Consider the following 21,264-nt stretch of genomic DNA (forward strand, 5'->3'; position numbering starts at 1 on the left):
ATTCTTTTCTTATTATTATGCGAGAAAATGTAATACTTAATCTTACCAACGACTAAAAATAAGAGTCAATATATTGAGTAATAGTTCGAATTTTAAGTTTAGGTCTGACGAATTGAAAAACGGAAAGAAAAACCCTTCTTATAGGTGGGAAAGAGCGTCCGGCCATGCATAGAAGCGGTCAGGTCCTATTTTAGCCCCATGCCACGTTTTAAACAAAAGGAGAAAACGAGTGGAGGTCTCCTTTTGTTTACATAGCTGTGATTTATATGTAGAAAATCAAAATGCATTTTTACACTTCCCTTTTTAGCTGGGAGAGAGTATCCGGCCATGCATAGAAGCGACCTGGCCCTTTTTAGCTCCATGCTGCGCTTAGAACAAAGAGAAAACACAAATACAAGTTATCCTCAATTATATATTGAAAAATCCAAATGGTTTTATATATTACAGCACAAAATAATTGTTTTTGTAGCATAACAGACAGAAATATTTTATAATTTAAAATAGTTGCACTTCAAGTAAGCGCATTCAATTCTTTCATCCTATAAGGAGGCTTTTTATGCAGCAAACAAACAAATCAGGAACTTTAAACCGCGGTCTAAAACAAAGACACATCACATTGATGTCTCTTGGATCCGCTATTGGCGTAGGACTATTTTTAGGATCTGCTTCCGCTATAAAATTAGCTGGACCTTCTATTCTATTAGCCTATATGATTGCTGGACTCGTTATCTTCTTCATTATGCGTGCTCTTGGGGAAATGGCAATTGAACAACCAGTTGCTGGTTCTTTTAGTAAATATGCATATGATTATTTAGGACCGTTAGCAGGTTATATCACTGGTTGGAACTACTGGTTTTTATGGGTTATTACTTGCATGGCGGAAATTACTGCCGCTGGTATCTATATGGAGTTTTGGTTCCCAGATATCCCGCGCTGGATTTGGGCATTAATGGCTCTCGTATTAATGAGTGCATTCAACTTTTTATCTGTAAAAGTATTCGGGGAACTTGAATTTTGGTTTGCTTTAATTAAAATTGTCACAATTATCTGTATGATTGTAATTGGGACAGGCATTATTCTATTTGGATTTGGAAATGATGGTATCGCGACTGGAATTTCAAATCTTTGGTCACATGGCGGCTGGTTCCCAAATGGTTTTTCTGGGTTACTTCTTTCCTTACAAATGGTTTTATTTGCTTATTTAGGAGTCGAACTTATCGGCGTTACAGCTGGTGAAGCACAAAACCCGAAGAAAACACTCGCGAAAGCAATTGATAACGTATTTTGGCGTATTTTACTGTTCTATGTTGGTGCCTTATTTGTTATGATGGCAATTTATCCATGGAATGAACTTGGCGATAAAGGAAGCCCATTCGTATTAACATTCCAACAAATTGGTATAGCAAAAGCAGCTGGGATTATTAACTTTGTTGTCTTAACGGCAGCTCTTTCTTCTTGTAACGGTGGTTTATTTAGTACAGGACGTATGTTATTTACATTAGCAGCGCAAAAAAAGGCACCTGAAAAATTCGGCCGTTTAAATAAAAATGGCATTCCAAGTAATGGAATTATAGCGACTTCATTAGTCTTATTAGTTGGTGTTATATTAAACTACCTTGTTCCTGCTAAAGTATTTACATGGCTTACTAGTATTTCAACGTTCGGTGCGATTTGGACATGGGGTATCATATTAGTTGCTCAAATTCGTTTCCGTAAAGGGTTAGCAGAAAATACGAAGCAAAATTTAACGTACAAAATGCCTTTGTATCCATTAAGCTCTTATTTCTCACTCGCTTTCCTTGCATTAGTATTAGGAATTATGGCTTATTCAGAGGATACACGAATTGCATTAATTGTTGGGCCGATTTGGTTAATTTCATTAGCAGTTGTATATTACTTAAAAGGGTTCCATAGGATAGATGCTGCACCAAATTCAAAAGTTAGTTAAATATGTTACCCCTTCCTTATAGCGAGGAAGGGGTTTTCCTATTTTTCACACAAATATTTATCAACAAAATTCACGTTATTTTTACAAATTTTTTGTATTTTTTATATTTATTTTCATTAAAAAATCCATTACATTATTAAAGCACATATATTTATTATTAGGGGGATTCTTCTATGAAGAACAAAAAATGGCTTAAACTTTCTTTAGCAACAGCAATTACACTCAGTATCGGAAGCGCTTATATTCCACCTGCTTTCGCTGAAGGTGCTACAGATCCAGCACCTGAAATTACTGCAAAAGTTGTGAATCAAAACAATGGGAAGAAAGTATTATTTGATAATACACATGGGCAAACAGCAGGTACTGCTGATTGGGTCATTGATGGTGGTTTTTCCGATTTCGGAAATGGTATTGCTAAAAATGGATATTTTGTGAAAGAGCTTCGCCAATCTACACCTATTACATATGAAAATTTAAAAGATTATCATGTATTTATCGTTCCTGAAGCAAATATTCCTTATAAAAAATCTGAACAAGATGCTATGTTACAATATGTTAAAAATGGTGGTAGTATTTTCTTTATCGCAGATCATTATAATGCTGACCGAAATAAGAACCGCTGGGATTCTTCAGAGGTGTTTAATGGATACAGACGTGGTGCATGGGACAACCCTACAAAAGGTATGTCTGATGAAGAAGCAAATTCTCCAGCAATGCAAGGAGTAGAAAGCTCCGATTGGTTATCACAAAACTTTGGTATTCGCTTTCGCTATAATGCACTTGGAGATGTTTCCGCCAAAAATATTGTATCACCTGAACAATCCTTTGGTATTACAAAAGGGGTTTCATCAGTAGCTATGCATGCTGGTTCTACACTTGCCATTACAAACCCTAAATTAGCAAAAGGAATCGTATACCTTCCAGAAAACCCATCAAAATGGAATAACGCTGTTGATAGTGGTGTTTATAATGGTGGCGGTATTGCAGAGGGTCCTTATGCTGCTATCGCTAAAATTGGTCTTGGAAAAGCAGCATTTATCGGCGATTCTTCTCCTGTTGAAGATGCCTCGCCAAAATATGTTCGTGAAGATACAGGACAAACAAAAAAAACATATGATGGGTATAAAGAAGAAAGTGACGCTATCTTATTAGAAAATATTGTGAATTGGTTATCTAAACAAGAAACCTATACAAGTTTAGATCAAGTAAATGGCTTACAACTGGATAACCCAACACCTTTACAAACATTTGAACACCCTAATTTATCAACTGAGCCACAACCAGAACCTTGGAGCGCTCCAAATCAAGGATATCAATGGTTCAATACAAATACATTTAAGCCAGGTTCATATGGATATAGTGGTACAATAACTACTCCTGTAAATAATTACGTAGTTACGCATCCTACTATTCTGCCAAGCAATGCAGTATTCCAAGTAAAAATTCAATTAAATAACTTATTACCAAATACAACATATAATAATTATTCTCTAGGGATTTTCACAACTGGAGGAACACAAGTTGCGAAAATCCAAAATGAAAATGGTACTTGGCCTTCTAACTTTGGATATAGTAATGCATTCTCTTTCATAACAAACAGTCTAGGTTTTTCTGAAAAAGTAGTAAATGTACAACTCGCACCAAATACAACTGGACAAGCCACTTTGCGTCTTCGTCAAAATACAACGACAAAATATAATGAAACTGTCACTATTAATAATAAATAGTAAAAAAAGCAATCCTAAATGGATTGCTTTTTTACTACTCATCTTTTTCTTTCGAGAAAAACATTCTAGAAATAACAATTCCTAGTCCACCAACAAGTAAGAATAATACGGCACGAATCATCATTGATACTTCTGGTAAATCTAAGAAGAATAACTTACTAACTGTTACAACTAACACAACTAATCCAGCATATAATATTTCAGTCATTCCTCTATTACGTCCAAACCAAACTGCAACTAAAGCATATATCATCCATAAAAGAGAGACAGATACACTGATAATACTTCCATTTGTTGAAAGAACCTCTCCTATTCTCGTAATCGTAATAAATACAAGTATCATAAAGCCGTACAGTGTGATCGAATACACATGTTTTCCAAACTGTTGTAACATTGGTTTCACTCTCATCATGCCATAATAAAATGTTCCAAGCAAAATGAAATGAGCTACAAAAGCAGCTGACATAAATGTTTCAAATGGACTAACGAGCGTTTGAAGCATACCAATCGCATAAATGACAGCACTTATATGAAACTTAATTTCTTGCTTCAATTTAACAGAAGTAATGATACCTAAGAACCCTTGTAACATTAAGACAATCGATCCATTTACTAAGCTGAACTCATATAGAATTGCTAAACTAAATGATCCCATTGCAAATCCAAATAAAAGATCGGTAAATAATGATTTTTTATTTTTTCTATATTCAGCTGCAAACATTACAGTGTGTACAACTGTACTAATTAATAATCCCCCTGTTGTAAAGTTTGGAATTTTTACAATCGCTAAAATAAAGAAGATTGCATTCGCACTAAACAGCGCCATTCTAGGTTGATAAATAAAACTTCGATTCGTAAACATATGCCAAAAAAGTGTAAGATGAATAAATCCATAAACAACTGTTAATTGCACATTTAAGTTTCCAAGTAACGCCGTCATAATGACAAAGAAGACAAACGTGACAAGTACAGAAACACAATAAGACACCATATATAAATATTGATAACGATTTTTATACGCATACCATAATAAACTAATCGTTAATATCATCTCATACCCAAAGAAAATGTAAGAATTTGGTGTTGTACTATTCAATAAGAACGGTACAAAAAATGCTCCTACAGATACAAATATAGCGAGATACTCAGATTGATATCGCTTAGCAAGATAAATACCGAGTATAATCCAAATAATATTGAGTACAAATGCAATGCTTGCCGGGAAAAAGTCATACAAATAATGGGCAGCAAATGTCGTTAAAACGATCCCCGTAATACTCCCACCAGCTAATACTAATCCTAGTGCTTGACGTTCCTGTTTTATTTGCATATCACCTACATAGTACAAACCAATTGATAATACTACGCCAAATACAATCCGAATTGCTGGAGTAAGTAATCCAGCATCTACTCCCGCTTTAAATAGCCAAATTACCCCAAGGAGCATAATGGCAACGAAAATACGTGGGAGCCACGTTTGACAAAATTTTATAATATCAAATGGCTCAGGCTTAAACGCAGATATATCTACTTGTTTTAATTCTGGCTTCTCCACACCTTCTTGATTAACGACTATTTCTTCTTTTCGTACATTTTGTTTTGGAATACTGACTTCTGGTTTTTCTTCAATAGATTCCCGTTTCCTCTGCTCTCTCTCTTGTTGATTTTTTTCTTCCTCTATTTTTCTTTGCTGTGCCTTTAGCTCATATAGTGCCTCTTGAATCGTATCAATCGCTATTTCTAGCGCTTCTATTTTTTTATTTACATCCTGTTTCACTCGCTCTCCCCCCTTTAATTATGCTGCTAAAATGGTAATATATATAATTGGTTAAATTATCCATTACTTACATCATACTATTAGCCTATTCATTTTTTAAAGGAATTCTGTGTAAATTTCTCAATTTCATAAATAAAAACCTCCTTTCAATTGAAAAGAGGTTTTATTTTCTACTACTTCTTCTATTTTTTTGTAAGAATGCTTACAATCACCCCTAAACAGCCACCTACAATTGCTGGAATAACCCATCCTACTCCCTCTGTATATAAAGGAATGTATTCTAATATAGGTGTCCATTTTGAAAGTAGCACATTGCGATTTAAAATATCTATTCCACTAAACACCGCTACTAGTCCAATCGTTACTGAATATATATACGTATACCTACTAATATACTTATGAAACAGTCCTAAAATAATAAGTGTTAAAGCAATTGGATAAATAAATCCAAGAATAGGAACGGATACTTTTAAAATTTGTGTTAGCCCTAAATTAGCAAGAATCATACTAACAACACTTAAGACACAAGCCCACACTTTATAAGAGACTTTTGGAAATACTTCCGTAAAAAACTGGCTACAAGATGTAACAAGACCAATCGATACACATAAACAAGCAACAGTAAAAATAATCCCTAATAAGACCATACCGCTTTGTCCAAATAATTTAGTCATCACATGAGCTAATACTTGAGCACCATTATCAAACTTTCCAAGTGAACCACTTATTGATCCAACATATCCGAGAATAATGTAAATAAGAGATAATAAGAGACCAGCGCCAATACCTGCCATGCTCATATACTTAGCTAAGCTTTTTTCATCTTGTACTCCTTTAGCGCGCAAAGCATTTGCTACAACAATTCCAAAGATTAACGCTGCTAGTGCATCCATCGTTAAATACCCATCTAAAAACCCTTGAAATACCGCAGATTGTTTATAGTTCCCTATCGGTACTTGAACTTCTCCTACGGTTATAATCATACTTTTTATAAAAATAAGAGCAATCATACATAATAATAAAGGTGTTAACAGCTTTCCAAACAGCCCTATCAATTTCGATGGTGACAAACTTAGCCAATATACAATACTAAAAAAGACAACCGTATAGATGAGTAGTAATACACTACTCTTCTCTGGAATGAACTGGCCTGGTCCCATTTCAAAGGCTAAACTTCCGGCACGTGGTATACCAAGTCCAGGACCGATAAACAAATAAATTAAACATGGAAAAATAATTGCAAACGAAGAATGGACACGATTGACTAATCTTTGGAAACTTCGAGCTTTAGCAATTGCTATTACACCTAATATTGGAAGTCCAGTTGCTGATATAATAAAGCCGAGCAATGCAACCCACACATGTTCCCCTGCTTCATATCCAAGGAAAGGTGGGAAAATCAAATTCCCAGCCCCGAAAAACATCGAGAATAGCATAAGACTCATAAGCAAAATTTCTTTTTTCTGTAATGATTTCATTTCTTTCTCCTTTTTTACTTTTAAATAAGATGGAATCCTTCTCATCCTATATACATCAATTCTAATTTTTCAACATATAAGTTACAGCTAGATAAACAAAAGCAGACCTCCACTCGTTTCTTACTTTTGTTTTTCATGGCACGGGGCTAAAAAAGGCCCTGACCGCTTCTATCTATGGCCGGATCCTCTTTTCCCCTTAAAAAGAAAGGTTTTATATGTTTTTTTATTCTCCACTAGAACAAACATAGTCCATAGTCTACCACAAAAAAAATTCCCATTCTATATCTATAAAGGTTTCCAATTTCTTCTGAAAAATCGACCTTTATTGACATTTAATAGTTAATAAAGTAAACTATTAAATATACAAAACTATTAACTTTGTTTTCGTTTGTGTCAGGAGGAAACTTATATGGAATCAGCGATACAACTTGAGAAAAAACAACAAAGAAACAAGAAACATCCTCCAGGTTTATATCTCCTCTTCTTCACAGAAATGTGGGAACGATTTAGTTACTATGGATTACGAGGATTATTAACACTATATTTAACAACAACTTTAGTAAGCGGTGGTCTTGGGTTTAGTCCCGGGTGGGCACTTTCTATCTATGGCTTTTACACTGGAGCGTGTTACTTTACTCCAATGATTGGTGGATACTTAACTGACCGATTTCTTGGAAGACGCTTAGCTATCACGATAGGTGGCGTGACAATGGCAATCGGTAACCTTACACTCTTTGCCCTGCAAAACCAAGTCGGCCTATACCTTGGACTCGCGCTTATTATTATTGGTAATGGTTTCTTCAAACCAAATATTTCTACGCTTGTCGGAGAACTGTATGAAGAAAATGACCCAAAACGCGATAGTGCATTTACCATTTTCTATATGGGTATTAACGTCGGTTCATTTTTAGCTCCACTCGTTTGCGGATTTTTATCAGAAAATTTATTCAAAACAACAGTAGATGGTATTGTTCATTATGGCTTCCGTTACGGATTCTTAGCCGCTTCAATCGGTATGATTATCGGACAAATTTTATTTACAACATTGTCTAATCGCTTCCTTGGTGATATCGGTAAAAAACCAACAAGAGATTTGCAAGCAGCATCAGGCAAAGAAACAGCTGGTAATACACCACTTACAAAAAAAGAAAAACAACATACAGCAGTTATCGTTATTCTAACTTGCTTCGTTGTCTTCTTCTGGGCTGGTTTTGAACAAGCTGGTAGCTCATTAACGCTATATACAAACAAGTTTGTTGATCGTTCTATATTCGGATGGGAAATCCCAACATCTTGGTTCCAATCAGTCAATCCATTGTTTATCATTTTGCTTGCCCCTGTTATTTCAGCACTATGGGCTAAGCTTACTACAACAAAACGTGGAGATTTAAAAATCCCAACAAAAATGGGACTCGGTATGATTTTACTTGGAATCGGTTATATCGTTCTCGTTATCGCTACATTAAAAACAGGTAGTGATGAACACAACATTACAGAGCAAGCAAACCTATTATTTATTGTTTTTACTTATCTTTTCCATACATTAGGTGAATTGTTCTTATCACCTGTTGGATTATCGATGGTTAGTTCCCTTGCACCAGTAAAACTCGCTTCATTACTAATGGGTGTTTGGCTAGCTAGTTCAGGTATTGCCAACATTTTAGGTGGCCAACTCGCTAGTTTTACAACTTCACTTGGATATTCAGAAGTATTTACTGTCATTGGAGCCGTAGCCATCGTTCTAGGATGTGTTTTATTATTACTTTCTAAAAAACTAGTAAAATGGATGGACTAAAAAAGCTGAGGGATTGCTCCCTCAGCTTTTTATTTTCTTAGTCTGAACAAAATCTCCTGTAACAACAAAACGCTTGGAGTTATCTGATACAGACACACATGTAATAAGTGTAACTTCCGTTTTCCCGTGATCTTCTACTACTTCCCATTTATCAGGCGTTACTTCTGATACATTCTTAACAGCATACTCATACTCGTTTTCATTATCATATAAATAAATTTTATCGTTCTTTTTTAACGAAGATACATCACTAAACAAAACACCCTTTTTAGACATGTTATGTCCTGCTAATGCATAATTTTCTTTGCCCATCTCTTGCTTCTCTTTTACAGTCGCTGCTCCTGATAATAAGTTTTTCTCAGTAGAAGCATTTAAAATAGGTAATTTTAATGAAATGCTTGGAATTTCAATACGGCCAATTACTTGTTTTTTATCTAATGATGCATTTGCTACCTCTGATAAATCAGGCTGATCAATTTTAGATGCATCTACAAATTTTGTTTCATGCTTTTCGTATTCCATCTTCTGAACAGCTTGTACATTTTCTGTTTGCTTTTTCTCTGCCATATATCCGTCATAAAATGGCTTACCAATTAAAATACCACCTACAACAAATAACAGAACTGCTAATATACTATACATTCTCCTCTTATTCATACATAATTCCTTTCCATTACAAAATCTTACTTCTATATACGATGATAAAGTAAGATAGCTTTATGTACAAGTGTTAGACGGAAGGAAAAAGCTTATTGACCTATATGATAAAAAAGACGTGCACGCGGCACGTCCTTACGCAATTTTATTTCGATAAAGAGAAACATGGAATATCATCATTTGAATAAAGAAAATAAAAAATATAATATATAGTGGATATCCTAGGACATATAGGTGTACCACAGGCGAAAAGGTCAAGAGTCCAATTGCACAAGGTAAAACATACCACAATGAAACAAATGTTGTACGGAAGGCTTTTCCAGTAAGTTCTTCCTCACGCTCATCTTCTTGTGGAAATAATAAAGGAAACATCCAAAAAGATAATTTCTTATATTTTTTCTTTTGTACGTTATAGAAAATATTCGATATAACTGTTGCAATCAATAACAATAAAAGCGGTACTATATTTATTGTTATCTCAAATGGTACTTGCTCATTTTGAATAACATTTGCAAGCTCAATAACAGCATAATAGAGTTCAATAAACGTCCAACTAGCTAACCCAATAAACAACACATTCACCACATAGGACAAAATGATTCTATTCACCTTTTTCTCCTTCCTTATTTAAAACAAACACATCCTCCATCTTTAAATCAAATACATCAAAAAATCGTCAGTGCTAATAACAGTGATGGAACGTAATCGCCCTTTTCAATTGCTGCAATTGTTTGCCTTGTTACGCCAACTTTTTCAGCTAATACGCTTTGCGTGAAATTAAAACGGGCTCTTAGCTCCTTTACTCTATTACAAATGGTCAAATTTACCACATATTACCATTACTGTATACTAGACTTTACAAAATGTAAACTTAACTTAACATTAAACTCACAAAAAAATCCAACTTTACCTAATGTAAAGTTGGATTTGATTTTAACTTAAAATTGTAACTTTAACGTTTTTTCGTCCCCAAGTACTAGATGAAGCTTTATCTGGCATCAATACATCAATTCTATATCCTTTAATAGCACCGCCAGTATCTCCTGCAATTGCTTCACCATATCCATCAACATACACACGAGATCCTAATGGAATAACAGCTGGATCTACAGCAATCAATTTCATTCCTGGGTTTGCAGTTAAGTTATGACCCAATTTAGATTTTACAATTTCACCTGGTTTATAGCCATTCTCAGCTGGATCAGCTGTATAAGCAGTTGCCTCTACATAAATCTCCCGTCCACCTTTAGCCGGTTTTGATTCTGGCTGAGGAGCTGGTGCTTTTGTTGTATTTTCGGATTGTTTAGGTGCTGGTGCTGAAGTTGTTTGCTTAGAAGCTTCTTCTCTCGCTTTTGCTTCTTCCTCTTTTTTTGCTTTTGCTAAAGCTTCTTCTCGTTCTTTCGCTTCTGCTTCCGCTTTCGCCTGAGCTTCCGCTGCTAATCTTGCCGCCTCTTGTTCACGCGCAATTGTTTCTTGTACTTCTTTCATGTTTGCTTCAATTTTTGATTTTTCTTGTTCTGCTAAATTAATTTGACTTGCGATTTGATTATACTTTGCTTGCACAGCTTGTAAGTTTTCTTGGCGCTTTTTCAAGTTTTCTTGTAAGTCAGCTTGTGCTTTTGATAATTTTTGCTTATCTACTTCTAAAGATGCCTCTTTTTCGTCAATTGCTTTTTTATCTTCTTCAATTTGACGAAGATCTTGTTCTTGCAGACGTAAAATTTCTTTATCTGCATCTAAAATTGTAGATACTGCATTCATACGTTGTAAGAAATCAGCAAAGTTCTTTGATTCTACTACAACTTCGACTACTAAACTCGTATTTGAGCTATTTTGAACAGAAACCATACGTTTTTTCATAATATCTTTACGAGCAAGTACTTTATTTTCCAAAACGATAATTTCTCCCTTTTTCTGTTCAATTTGCTTATGTGTTTCATCGATTTTACGCTGAATAGCAGCTTGTTCCTCTTTGTTTTTTGTAATTGTATTATTTAAATTATGTAGTTCATTTTCAATACCTTGTATTTCTTTATTAACAGCTTGCTTCTCTTGTTCTTTTTGCTGAATATCATTGCTATTCTGCTGCAATTGCTGCTGCATGTTGTTCAGTTTCTCGTCGTTTGACTCAGCTTTGACAGCGACTGTACTAGAAAGACCAATAATTCCTGCTAATACTAGACTACTGATTCGCTTAAAATAGTTCATAATCCGACTCCCTTCTCATACAGTTATACATGATTTATTTTACAGTTTGTTTACAAACTCATTAAATACACTTTATTTTTAATGACAAAAAAACAAAAACAAACCATAAAATGTAATAAACTTTTAACTTTTAATAACTGTTTTTCATACAAATCTTACAAAAACATAGATTCGTATATTAGAAATAACAGATTACACGACATTAAAAGCATTGTCAAATCCTGTAGGAACCATGCTGATACAAAATTAGTCTTTTTACAGTTTATGACAACCTACTACAAAGTATTTAAATCCAAATTAAAAAACTGACATATCAAGCTTTTACGGACAGTTCATCTCCCATCTAACTTCTTTGCTTTCATTGAATTTTGATGTGGGAGTATTAATACGGATAAAAAATTTGTCGTCTTCCTTTTATTTACTTTGAATTTTCAGAATAGTATAATATTAAGCGTATCATGTATTATCCTATTCGTTACGAACAGGATGAATCGATACTACAAATATACCCTAACTTCGGAAGAATAACAGGAGGGATTGCACATGTTCTGACTGAAACAGGATATTCATTCTAATTTCTCATTACTAATACAAAAGGGGTGCAATCATGTTTATTGTTACAAAACTTATCCATATTAAATTTGGTTATGAAGAAAAAATTATTCGTTCTTTACAAGAATACTATCCAAACTCTGGTGCATACGGATTTATTAATCTAGAATTTTCTCGTATGAAGCGTACTGAATATGGCAACGAGTATATGATTCGTATATTATGGAAAACACAACAAGATTATCATGAGTGGATTTCTCGAAAACAAGAAACTACAACTATGCCATGGAAACAACAATTCCAAAGTTATATTCTCTCGTCAAAATCCAATGCTATACATGTTAAATATCCGCACTAAAAAAGCCTTCTGCAACATTGCAGTAAGGCTCTTACCCATTCCCCTTACCTATCGAAACAATTCGGCCTCTAAAAAATAAAATTTGATTTTACATTTTATTAAGGCTATAATAAAAACCGAATTTTTTCGAAAGGAGCCACATTTTGACAGCTTATTTATTTCCTATTAAAACAGCATTTATTCTATTTCCCCTTTTAGCAATGATTCTATTGATTCCATTTTTAATATTTAATTACAGGAAATATGGCTATTTAAATAAATGGCGTTCATTTATTTTATACTCTTTGCTTCTTTATTTGCTAAACGCTTATTTTCTTGTTATCTTACCGCTGCCACAAACTTATGATACATGTAGTCTGCAGCCTGCTAATACACAGCACGTTCAGCTTGTGCCATTTTATTTCATTCAAGAAATTAGCAACCATACAGCAGCGATATTAGCAAAGCCTGCTACCTATTTCTACTTATTAAAAGAATCTGCCTTTTTACAAGTTGTATTCAACGCACTGTTAACGATTCCATTTGGCATATATTTACGTTACTATTTCCGTCTTGGCTTTTTACAAACAATCTTCTTTTCCCTTTGTCTCTCACTATTTTTTGAAGTGACACAAGTAACTGGATTGTACGGTATATATAATTGTGCGTATCGTTTATTTGATGTTGATGATCTATTTTTAAATACACTAGGAGGGGCAGTTGGTTATTTTATTGCACCAATATTCACGTACTTCCTTCCTAAATCAAATGAATTAGATGCACATGTCGATTTAGCTACGAAACCAGTCGGATTTATTCGTCGTCTTATCGCACTGCAAATTGATTGGATTTTCTTATCCATTGTTGTACCAGCTATAAAAAATAAAGGGAATTCTATTTTCATTTCTAGTATCCAGTCTTATACGAATCTATATGAGCTTATTTTTATCATATGTGCGGTCTTCATTTATTTCATCTTCATTCCGTATTTAACGAACGGAAAAACAATTGGTAAAGCACTTCTACGTATTCAAATAAAAGGGAAAAGTGAACGAATTACCATTAAGGAATTATGCATTCGTTACGGCCTGTTCTATTTTGTTTTAGGTGGAATGAACTATATTCTCTCTAGTAGTTCCATATTGAATCAAGCTCATCCATTAATTATGTTCATTATATTACTGTTTATGTTCTCAATTAATGGTCTCTTCATTCTACATGTCTTATTACATGTATTTAGTCGAGATAAATTATTATTTTATGAGCATATAAGCCATACAAGAAATGCAATTACACTCAAAAAAGCTGACAAATAATTGTCAGCTTTTTTCATGAATAGAAAACATTTTTGCCAAATACGGATTTAAAAATAACGCCGTTGGATCTATTTTCTTTCTAACTTCCAAGAAAGAATGTAACTTAGGATAAATGGCTTGCAACTGTTCATATCGCATTGCATGCATTTTTCCCCAATGTGGACGTCCTTCATACTTTTGAAAAATATGTTCTATTGCTGTAAAGTATGCAGCATACTTCATTCCTTTATACATATGAACGGCAATATATGCTGAATCTCTTCCATACGTAGGGCTTAGCCATATATCATCTCCCCTTACATAGCGGCATTCAATTGGAAAATGAACTTGGAATTTCTTCCTTTCAATAAGGTTGTAAATTTCCTGGACTACATCTTTCATATACTGTGCTGGGACACTATACTCCATTTCATAAAAACGAACATTACGAGACGTAGCAAATATTTGATAACTAGGACCAATTGTTTTCGTATTCGGCACTGCCTTTGCTGATAGTCTACTAACTCCTTTACTTATAGAAGGTATGAACTTACATCCTTTAGACAATAATGAAAAAGCTATATTTTCAAGTAGTTCTGTCTTGAACTTATGCCACTTTAAATCCATACCTTTCACTGTCGTTTCATCTGTAATCTTCACTTGAACATCGTCTGAATATGGAAACACAAAAAATTCAAAATGACGATGTTTTTTATATTCTTCCAGTCTGTTCATAACAGTAGAAAACGATTCCTTTTTGCTTTCATAGATAAGCGAATAAGCTGGGATGACTTTTAATTTGACTTTTACAATAATTCCAAGCATACCAAGTGATAACTGAAATGCTTTCCAAAATTCAGGATGCTCTTTCTCAGAACAAACAATAATTTCACCTGTAGCAAGAACAGCGGTAATTTCCACTACCTGTGTCGCTAAACTCCCAAATGTAATGCCCGTTCCATGCGTTCCTGTACTAATAGCTCCTGCAATAGATTGCGAATCGATATCGCCTAAGTTTTCCTGCGCATATCCTTTATCTTCTAGTAATTTCCCTAAGTTATACAACTTTGTTCCAGCCCATACTTCCACTATGAATGATTGTGCATCTACATCTACAATCCCTTGTAGCTCATCTAGAGACATTAGAATTTCCTCTGTTTGAACAAGAGGTGTAAATGAATGTCCTGATCCAACAACTCGAATACTCTTTCCCTGTTCCTTTGCGAACTTCACTACTTCCGTTACGTCTTCTATACTTTTGGGATACATCATATATTGCGGAGTCCCTTCTACATTCCCTGTCCAATTTCTCCATTTCTGCCCTTTTATAGAAAGCATTGACCATCCCCCCGGTATGTTGAATACTCTCCTATAACTTTGTTACCTACAATACGATGCAGCGATGAAAAACGTTCGCATAGTTCTCCCGCTTTACTGTGTCGAAATAACATGACATCTCCAACGGTTAGATATTCTGAACCATTATAAAAAACGGGTGTTTGCACTTCTCCAGCTCCTTCTAAAGCTAACAACTTTGCCCCACTTGGCTCCCAAATTTCAGGTTGTTTGTCTTTCCCAACTGATCCTGAAGCAATATATCCACCACCTAGGCAAGTATATATATGAAAGTCTGGCTGTCTAACAATCGATAACGCAAAGCCAACAGCTGGTTCAAAACGAATATCTTTATAATAATCAAAGAGCTTAGGAGAGTAGAAAGCAGAACCGATTGTAATCTCTGTAACACATTCATCTTGCATTGTCGTTTTTATACTTCCTGTACCGCCTCCATTTACAAAGCGAAGCATAATTTCTTTCCCTTCTATTTCCTTCACAATATCTTGTCTTCTTTTTACTATTTCCCATGCTGATTTTCTTTTCAAATAGGAAACGACTTTATTTTTAAACCCTTGCTTTGGTACATCGTCCCCAACTCCCGCAATCTGTGCCTCATATCCCATTACACCATCTATTTGTAAAACGGAAGATTGCATTGCTTTTTCAATAACTTTTAAAACATCAGTAGTAGTACGTATCGGAGAACGTCTAACACCAAAATGAAATTGAAAAAAACGGCTACTCATATCGATATCAACACAAATTCGAAAACGTCCACCTGTTTCTATTGCAATTTTTTCTAAATAACTAATATGTTCGATGCAATCTACCATACAAGTGATTATAAATCCTTGTTTTGTAAGCAAACTAATTTCTTGCAGTGCTTGTTCATCATATACAGGGTATCCAAGCAACAAATCATTAAATCCTTGTTTTATTAAAAATGGTACTTCTCGTGGTGAAAAACACATAATGCCTTGAAAACAACTATTAGAAGATAAAATTTTCTTCATCACTGGAACAGATCGTAACGATTTACTAGCAATACGAACTTTTTTCCCTCTACATAATTGAACAATGGATTGAATATTTTTTTCTAACGCTTCTTCATCAAGAAATGCACATGGTAAGGGAACCTTTTGAAATATGTTACGCTCCACACTTTCCTCTCCCCTTCTATATATGTCTTATATATATTGGAAGAAAACTGATATTCTCCTGTATCTAAATTAAAAAAGTTTCTTCTTTACGAAGAAACTTCCTCACTATTTTATAGCAATTACTACCTCTACTATGTGTGTATGTTTGTAAATCAGAAATTAACAATCATTCTAGCGATTCCCATATGTATCAAACCAAAGCTGAATATATCCAGCTGTGACACGCTGCGCTTCTACTAAACGTTTTCCTGTTGCTGGTGTAACTTCTGCACGCCATTTATCAGCATATTCTTGCGATACAGCCGCCCAAACGAACCAATCTTTTGTAGTATCATTTACAATTCCATCATAATCTTGCTTAGCAGCTACAGCTGCTCCATGAATCCAATCTTCAGGATTTTTTCCTTTCCAATTCCAATATCCATTTCCATCAGCCACTTTATAATTATCTTTAATTGTATCTACAAAGTTTTCATATTTAGAGTGGAATCCTTGTGGATAAGAAAGATTTGTAAAGTTTGCTGCATGCATTGGTTGATTGACATCCCCTAAGTAATGAAGCGACAAACCTAAATAAAAGAATGCTTGTTTCATATCTTGTTTTTGATACGCTTCACCAGCAAGTTTAAAATATTTAGCTCCTGTTTCTTTTGCTTGCTTAGCAAAAGGAATATATGTCTTCCCTGTATCAGGATCATAGAAATGAGAAGCAAATGTACTATTATCATAGTAAGGGTTTTCATAATCAGCAGCATAAATACCATTCTCTAATTCTGTACGCCATTCATTTAATAGCACTACTTGATCTTGTTGTACAATCGTTGTGTTACGAGACATGATATCAATTGCACGATTAACAATCCATAAATGAGAGTTTACACCCTCTGTATGCTTATCTTCCGCAGACCAATATTGAATTGCCCTTACCTGCTTTCCGCCCTCATTTTCATGAGCAAATGCTACACTTTGTAATGGCGCCATTAATGTAATCGCTGCTGCTAAAGCTAATACTTTCTTTTTCATATGAAACCTCCGTTTATTATTCATTTACTTTAAATGTGTAATTTACATCATATGATTAACCTATGATTAGAATATCCCACCTTTCTACTAATTTGTATTGAGAAAATACATTATGAAAATTTTCATATCATTATAATTTTATGGGTGATATGCTTCATTTGCATTTTAGTAAACGAATATTAATCTTCTGCAAAGAAACAACTAAAATATTGTAAAAAAATAAAGCAATCCGGATTACACCTGATTGCTTTTACTCTTTTTTTCGCCCTGATAATATACTTGGCAATTGAACATTTACCGCTAGCTTATGAATAAATCCAAACACTAAACCAATTCCAATGAAAATATAGAATATCGTAAAGATTTTCCCAAAGTCTGTTTGCGGGCTAAAATCTCCATAGCCAACTGTCGTTAATGTAACGACGCTAAAATACAATGCATCAATCGTACGTAATCCCTCTACCGTGCTGTAGAAAATAGTTCCTGATATTAACGTTAGAATGGTTAACACAAATAACACTTGAAATTCTTTATCTTTCCAGGCTCTTAAACAAGCTTTTAGCATTCGTTTTAAAGTTAATAAAAATGAAAGCATGCGACTCCCCCTTCATACTCAAGCTAATTCTTCAAAGGAAAGTCTATCACCTTTCTATGCGTAAAAAAAGTAGCCTCCTTCTATTTCTAGAAAAAGACTACTTTCTTCTATATTATATATTATTTAGGTGAAACAAGAATCTTCACTTGATTTTTATCTTTTACAAGCGCTTCAAATCCTTCTTCGACAACTTGATCCACTGTAATTTTTTTCGTAATTAATTTCTCTGCTTGAATTTGACCAGAGCTAATTAATTTAATAACAGATGGGAAAATGTGACGGTATCCAAGAATACCAACAAGTTCTTTTTCTTTTAATACTAAGTTGTTCGGAGTGATTTTTGCGTCTTTTTCCCATACGCTGACAATTACTGTTTGACCTTCAAAGCTTGTACTTTCAATTGCTTGACGCAGTACAACTTCAACACCTGTTACTTCGAAGCTAACATTTACACCTAAACCGTTTGTTAAGTTACGGATTTCTGCTAATACATCTTGCTCTGCTGGATTTAATACATAATCAGCACCTGCTAATTTTGCTAACTCTTGACGTTCCTTAGAAAGTTCAACTGCAATAACAGGTGTTGCACCTGCAGCTTTCGCAGCTTGGATAACAAGAAGTCCGATTGGGCCACAGCCAAATACAGCCACAGCTTCTCCTTCTTTTAATTTACTTTGACGCACTGCATGAACTGCAACTGCTGCTGGTTCTACAAGTGCACCTTGTTCATAAGTCATTTCATCTGGGATATGGTGAACCATATCTGCTGGTACTACAGTATATTCAGAGAAGCCACCGCCATCTCCACCAAGACCGTGGAAAACAAGTTGTTCACAAACGTTATAATGGCCGTGTTTACAAGCTTCACATTTACCACAAGAATAAATAGGTTCTACAACAACGCGGTCCCCTACTTTATGAGTTGTAACGCCTTCACCGATTTCAACAACTTCACCACTAAATTCATGACCTAAAATGACAGGTGCTTTCACATGTGTTAGTGGATGTTCTTCTGTTGGAATAAAAATAGGTCCTGCTAAATATTCATGTAAATCTGTTCCACAAATACCACACCATTTAACCTTGATTTTTACTGCTCCTGGTCGTACAGTTGGTTCTGGAACTTCTTCTACTCTTACATCACGTTGATTATGCCAAAGTAATGCTTTCATTTTATGCATCCCTCTCTATGTATATATACTTAACCTGGTGAAGTTTACCATTCTATTATAGTACTAATATCCATATATTTCAAAACATCAATCTGAGTTTCACCAAATTTTAACAAGAAAAGTTCATTTTTCTGTCACTTTGTGCTTTTTTTCCACATCTGTTAATTCAATTTCATTGCAGGAGAAATTCGCATTATGCCATAATAGCAGAGGAGAGGTGAACATCACTTGAAATATTTCATTTATTTTATTGTTATCGTAGCGTTTTTAGATACATTTTCACAATTACCAATTATGAGTACTTACGCGCAAAGCCTCGGAGGAACACCTCTTATTATCGGTCTTGTTGTCGGAATGTACTCGTTTGCCAATATGATCGGCAATATTGTCGCAGGTGCATCTGTTGATAAGTTTGGAGCAAAGAAAGTACTTTATATAAGTATGGGCCTTACGAGTTTCATAGTATTATTGTATACCGTTGTTCAGAGCGGCGAACAATTACTTATCGTTCGTTTTTTACACGGATTTAGTGATGGCTTCTTAATCCCTGCAGCCTTTACTTTCCTATCTAAGCAAACAAAATCTACAAAACAAGGAAAAGCAATGGCGCTATCCGGTGCTGCTGTCGGAACAGCCGCTATCGTTGGTCCTGCTTTCAGTGGAATTATGAAAGCAACTGCAGGCGTTGAATGGGTCTTTATTACGATTTCGATTTTAATGGTACTCGGTACAATCGTTTCCCTTTTCTTGTTACCAAACAATGTAACTAGAAAAGATACTTCACGAACTCAAATGATGAACAAAGAAGATATGATAGGATTACTAAAATCCGAACCATTATTACAAGCATATATTGGCGCTTTTACATTGATGTTTTCACAAGGAATCGTCACATATATGTTGCCCGTAAAAGTAGAAGCATTAGCGCTTAAAGCATCTACAACAGGCATGATGCTAAGTGTATTTGGAATTACTGCTATCCTCTTCTTCTTGCTACCGACAAATCGTATTTATGACCGCTTTGACCGTTCAAAAATGATGCTAATCGGTATTGCAGTCATGGCACTTGCCTTATCATTACTTGGCATCTTTACAACAAAAGGGATGCTCTTTATTGTGATGATGATTTATGGAATTGGATTCGCCATCCTCTTCCCATCTATTAATGCTTTACTCGTTGAAAATACAACTGAAGATAAACGCGGGAAGGCATTCGGATTATTTTACGCATTCTTCTCATTAGGCGTTGTTGCAGGATCTTTTACAGTGGGGGCAATCGGGGCATCACCGAGCGTAAGCTTTGTAATTGGAACCGCATTCTTACTCACATTTGCTTCTATGATTTATGTAAGAGGAAAAGTGAAAAAAACAATGATGGGTTAAATGCCATCATTGTTTTTTATTTTCAGGTAAATTTTTTACCGAAAGCACTTTGTATCAAGAACATATACTGTAACATGTCCATCTCGGATATCTGTTAATGTGATATTATAGGATCCAGCATTTTTTTAACTGAAACACCATCTCTCAATTAATATGATTTTTGTAAACCATTATCATATTTAACAAACATCTCATCGTTTGTTATGCTCTATTCCTCTACTTCTATCACTTGTGTCCCAGCAATAAGGTCATGAATTGCTCTTCTATCCTCACGTAACCCTACCATAAATACACTTATAATAAAGCCAATTCCTAATGTAAGTATATATACAATTATAGCTAGCAAATAACGCTTACATGTAGTCCATAATGTAATCTTTTCCCCATCTATACGAATAATTTGGATTTCTATCACTCTCTTCCCTATTGTAAACTCTAGCCATATAGCAGGTACAATCAGGAAATATAAAAAGTTTAAAGTATTGACTATCATTTCCGTATGAGACTTGGATACATCTAAACTTAAAAACATAATATACATAGGAACAATCAGTAACCCATCAACAATACAAGCTAAGAATCTCTTCCAAAACCCTGCAGGTTCCTTTTCATACATATTGCTCCCACTCCTTTTGAAACAATCTCCTCTTTATAAGTCAATGTTTTCTGTATGTTTAATTTTAAATATAGCCGACCTTATATCTATACGCAATGTCCCTTTCATCATTTCCAATAGAATTTGGGTAACCCTTGCATATATCTCGACAATTTCCTTGGAAATATTTCTTTTCCCTACAGTATTTGATAAGGTTTTGTTTT

The 21,264-nt window shown here is 34.6% G+C and carries 17 protein-coding genes and 1 pseudogene; 6 read left to right on the forward strand and 12 right to left on the reverse strand.

Annotated features, from left to right (window positions below):
- Nucleotides 1–556: 556 nt before the first annotated feature.
- Both KFD70_RS18645 and KFD70_RS18650 read left to right on the forward strand, forming a co-directional pair.
- On the forward strand, nucleotides 557–1,948 hold the full coding sequence (locus KFD70_RS18645; protein ID WP_336453010.1) for an amino acid permease: 1,392 nt from the start codon (nucleotides 557–559) through the stop codon (nucleotides 1,946–1,948).
- 173 nt (nucleotides 1,949–2,121) lie between these two features.
- Nucleotides 2,122–3,675 carry a DNA-binding protein gene (locus KFD70_RS18650; RefSeq protein WP_336453009.1) on the forward strand — a complete coding sequence of 518 codons (1,554 nt, stop codon included), beginning with the start codon at nucleotides 2,122–2,124 and terminating at the stop codon, nucleotides 3,673–3,675.
- Nucleotides 3,676–3,709: 34 nt separating this feature from the next.
- On the opposite strand, the gene KFD70_RS18655 is transcribed toward KFD70_RS18650, so the two are convergent.
- Entirely contained in the window at nucleotides 3,710–5,452 is a 1,743-nt protein-coding gene (locus tag KFD70_RS18655) for a DUF2339 domain-containing protein (RefSeq protein ID WP_431613273.1), read from the reverse strand.
- Between the two features lie 182 nt (nucleotides 5,453–5,634).
- Nucleotides 5,635–6,930, reverse strand: coding sequence for a branched-chain amino acid transport system II carrier protein BrnQ1 (gene brnQ1, locus KFD70_RS18660; protein WP_431613274.1), 1,296 nt, complete (start codon nucleotides 6,928–6,930; stop codon nucleotides 5,635–5,637).
- A 409-nt stretch (nucleotides 6,931–7,339) separates the two neighbouring features.
- Between brnQ1 and KFD70_RS18665 the strand changes: the two genes are divergently transcribed.
- Complete coding sequence (locus KFD70_RS18665; RefSeq protein ID WP_336453006.1) at nucleotides 7,340–8,725, forward strand: peptide MFS transporter; 1,386 nt, start codon at nucleotides 7,340–7,342, stop codon at nucleotides 8,723–8,725.
- Between the two features lie 21 nt (nucleotides 8,726–8,746).
- On the opposite strand, the gene KFD70_RS18670 is transcribed toward KFD70_RS18665, so the two are convergent.
- The 4 genes and pseudogenes from KFD70_RS18670 to KFD70_RS18685 form a co-directional block, all read right to left on the reverse strand.
- Nucleotides 8,747–9,382, reverse strand: a complete 636-nt coding sequence (locus tag KFD70_RS18670; protein ID WP_431613275.1) for a class A sortase — start codon at nucleotides 9,380–9,382, stop codon at nucleotides 8,747–8,749.
- Between the two features lie 135 nt (nucleotides 9,383–9,517).
- A complete protein-coding gene (locus KFD70_RS18675) occupies nucleotides 9,518–9,991 on the reverse strand; it encodes a DUF2178 domain-containing protein (protein ID WP_431613276.1) in 474 nt (157 codons plus the stop codon).
- Nucleotides 9,984–10,212, reverse strand: a pseudogene (locus tag KFD70_RS18680) (helix-turn-helix transcriptional regulator). The gene KFD70_RS18675 and the pseudogene KFD70_RS18680 overlap by 8 nt, the downstream one beginning before the upstream one ends.
- A 103-nt stretch (nucleotides 10,213–10,315) precedes the next feature.
- Nucleotides 10,316–11,590 carry a 3D domain-containing protein gene (locus KFD70_RS18685; protein WP_336453003.1) on the reverse strand — a complete coding sequence of 425 codons (1,275 nt, stop codon included), beginning with the start codon at nucleotides 11,588–11,590 and terminating at the stop codon, nucleotides 10,316–10,318.
- 607 nt (nucleotides 11,591–12,197) lie between these two features.
- Here KFD70_RS18685 and KFD70_RS18690 point away from each other — a divergent pair.
- Both KFD70_RS18690 and KFD70_RS18695 read left to right on the forward strand, forming a co-directional pair.
- Nucleotides 12,198–12,500 (forward strand): antibiotic biosynthesis monooxygenase family protein, encoded by a 303-nt coding sequence (locus KFD70_RS18690; protein ID WP_336453002.1) that lies wholly within the window; start codon nucleotides 12,198–12,200, stop codon nucleotides 12,498–12,500.
- 143 nt (nucleotides 12,501–12,643) lie between these two features.
- A complete protein-coding gene (locus KFD70_RS18695; protein ID WP_336453001.1) occupies nucleotides 12,644–13,795 on the forward strand; it encodes a VanZ family protein in 1,152 nt (383 codons plus the stop codon).
- A gap of 3 nt (nucleotides 13,796–13,798) precedes the next feature.
- Here the strand turns inward: KFD70_RS18695 and KFD70_RS18700 are convergent, their stop codons facing one another.
- From KFD70_RS18700 to bdhA, 5 genes are all read right to left on the reverse strand, one after another.
- Nucleotides 13,799–15,112 carry a D-arabinono-1,4-lactone oxidase gene (locus KFD70_RS18700; RefSeq protein ID WP_336453000.1) on the reverse strand — a complete coding sequence of 438 codons (1,314 nt, stop codon included), beginning with the start codon at nucleotides 15,110–15,112 and terminating at the stop codon, nucleotides 13,799–13,801.
- Nucleotides 15,100–16,272, reverse strand: coding sequence for an amino acid deaminase/aldolase (locus KFD70_RS18705; protein ID WP_336452999.1), 1,173 nt, complete (start codon nucleotides 16,270–16,272; stop codon nucleotides 15,100–15,102). The genes KFD70_RS18700 and KFD70_RS18705 overlap by 13 nt, the downstream gene beginning before the upstream one ends.
- A 171-nt stretch (nucleotides 16,273–16,443) precedes the next feature.
- Nucleotides 16,444–17,295 (reverse strand): phospholipase CerA, encoded by an 852-nt coding sequence (cerA, locus tag KFD70_RS18710; RefSeq protein ID WP_336452998.1) that lies wholly within the window; start codon nucleotides 17,293–17,295, stop codon nucleotides 16,444–16,446.
- 250 nt (nucleotides 17,296–17,545) lie between these two features.
- Nucleotides 17,546–17,890, reverse strand: a complete 345-nt coding sequence (locus KFD70_RS18715) for a potassium channel family protein (protein ID WP_336452997.1) — start codon at nucleotides 17,888–17,890, stop codon at nucleotides 17,546–17,548.
- 119 nt (nucleotides 17,891–18,009) lie between these two features.
- The gene (gene bdhA / locus KFD70_RS18720) at nucleotides 18,010–19,062 is read right to left on the reverse strand and encodes a (R,R)-butanediol dehydrogenase (RefSeq protein ID WP_336452996.1); all 1,053 of its coding nucleotides are present in this window, start codon (nucleotides 19,060–19,062) and stop codon (nucleotides 18,010–18,012) included.
- A 228-nt stretch (nucleotides 19,063–19,290) separates the two neighbouring features.
- On the opposite strand from bdhA, the gene KFD70_RS18725 reads away from it, so the two are divergent.
- Nucleotides 19,291–20,445 (forward strand): MFS transporter, encoded by a 1,155-nt coding sequence (locus KFD70_RS18725; RefSeq protein WP_336452995.1) that lies wholly within the window; start codon nucleotides 19,291–19,293, stop codon nucleotides 20,443–20,445.
- Between the two features lie 208 nt (nucleotides 20,446–20,653).
- On the opposite strand, the gene KFD70_RS18730 is transcribed toward KFD70_RS18725, so the two are convergent.
- Nucleotides 20,654–21,061, reverse strand: coding sequence for an RDD family protein (locus KFD70_RS18730; protein ID WP_336452994.1), 408 nt, complete (start codon nucleotides 21,059–21,061; stop codon nucleotides 20,654–20,656).
- Between the last annotated feature and the right edge of the window lie 203 nt (nucleotides 21,062–21,264).

Origin of the sequence: Bacillus pfraonensis, from assembly GCF_050768835.1 — a bacterium.
Lineage (GTDB): Bacteria > Bacillota > Bacilli > Bacillales > Bacillaceae_G > Bacillus_A > Bacillus_A pfraonensis.

Coding starts and splice junctions, on each gene's coding strand:
- KFD70_RS18645 (WP_336453010.1), top strand. CDS start 557: ATGCAGCAAACAAACAAATCAGGAACTTTAAACCGCGGTCTAAAACAA.
- KFD70_RS18650 (WP_336453009.1), top strand. CDS start 2,122: ATGAAGAACAAAAAATGGCTTAAACTTTCTTTAGCAACAGCAATTACA.
- brnQ1 (WP_431613274.1), bottom strand. CDS start 6,930: ATGAAATCATTACAGAAAAAAGAAATTTTGCTTATGAGTCTTATGCTA.
- KFD70_RS18665 (WP_336453006.1), top strand. CDS start 7,340: ATGGAATCAGCGATACAACTTGAGAAAAAACAACAAAGAAACAAGAAA.
- KFD70_RS18670 (WP_431613275.1), bottom strand. CDS start 9,382: ATGAATAAGAGGAGAATGTATAGTATATTAGCAGTTCTGTTATTTGTT.
- KFD70_RS18685 (WP_336453003.1), bottom strand. CDS start 11,590: ATGAACTATTTTAAGCGAATCAGTAGTCTAGTATTAGCAGGAATTATT.
- KFD70_RS18690 (WP_336453002.1), top strand. CDS start 12,198: ATGTTTATTGTTACAAAACTTATCCATATTAAATTTGGTTATGAAGAA.
- KFD70_RS18700 (WP_336453000.1), bottom strand. CDS start 15,112: ATGCTTTCTATAAAAGGGCAGAAATGGAGAAATTGGACAGGGAATGTA.
- cerA (WP_336452998.1), bottom strand. CDS start 17,295: ATGAAAAAGAAAGTATTAGCTTTAGCAGCAGCGATTACATTAATGGCG.
- KFD70_RS18715 (WP_336452997.1), bottom strand. CDS start 17,890: ATGCTTTCATTTTTATTAACTTTAAAACGAATGCTAAAAGCTTGTTTA.
- bdhA (WP_336452996.1), bottom strand. CDS start 19,062: ATGAAAGCATTACTTTGGCATAATCAACGTGATGTAAGAGTAGAAGAA.
- KFD70_RS18730 (WP_336452994.1), bottom strand. CDS start 21,061: ATGTATGAAAAGGAACCTGCAGGGTTTTGGAAGAGATTCTTAGCTTGT.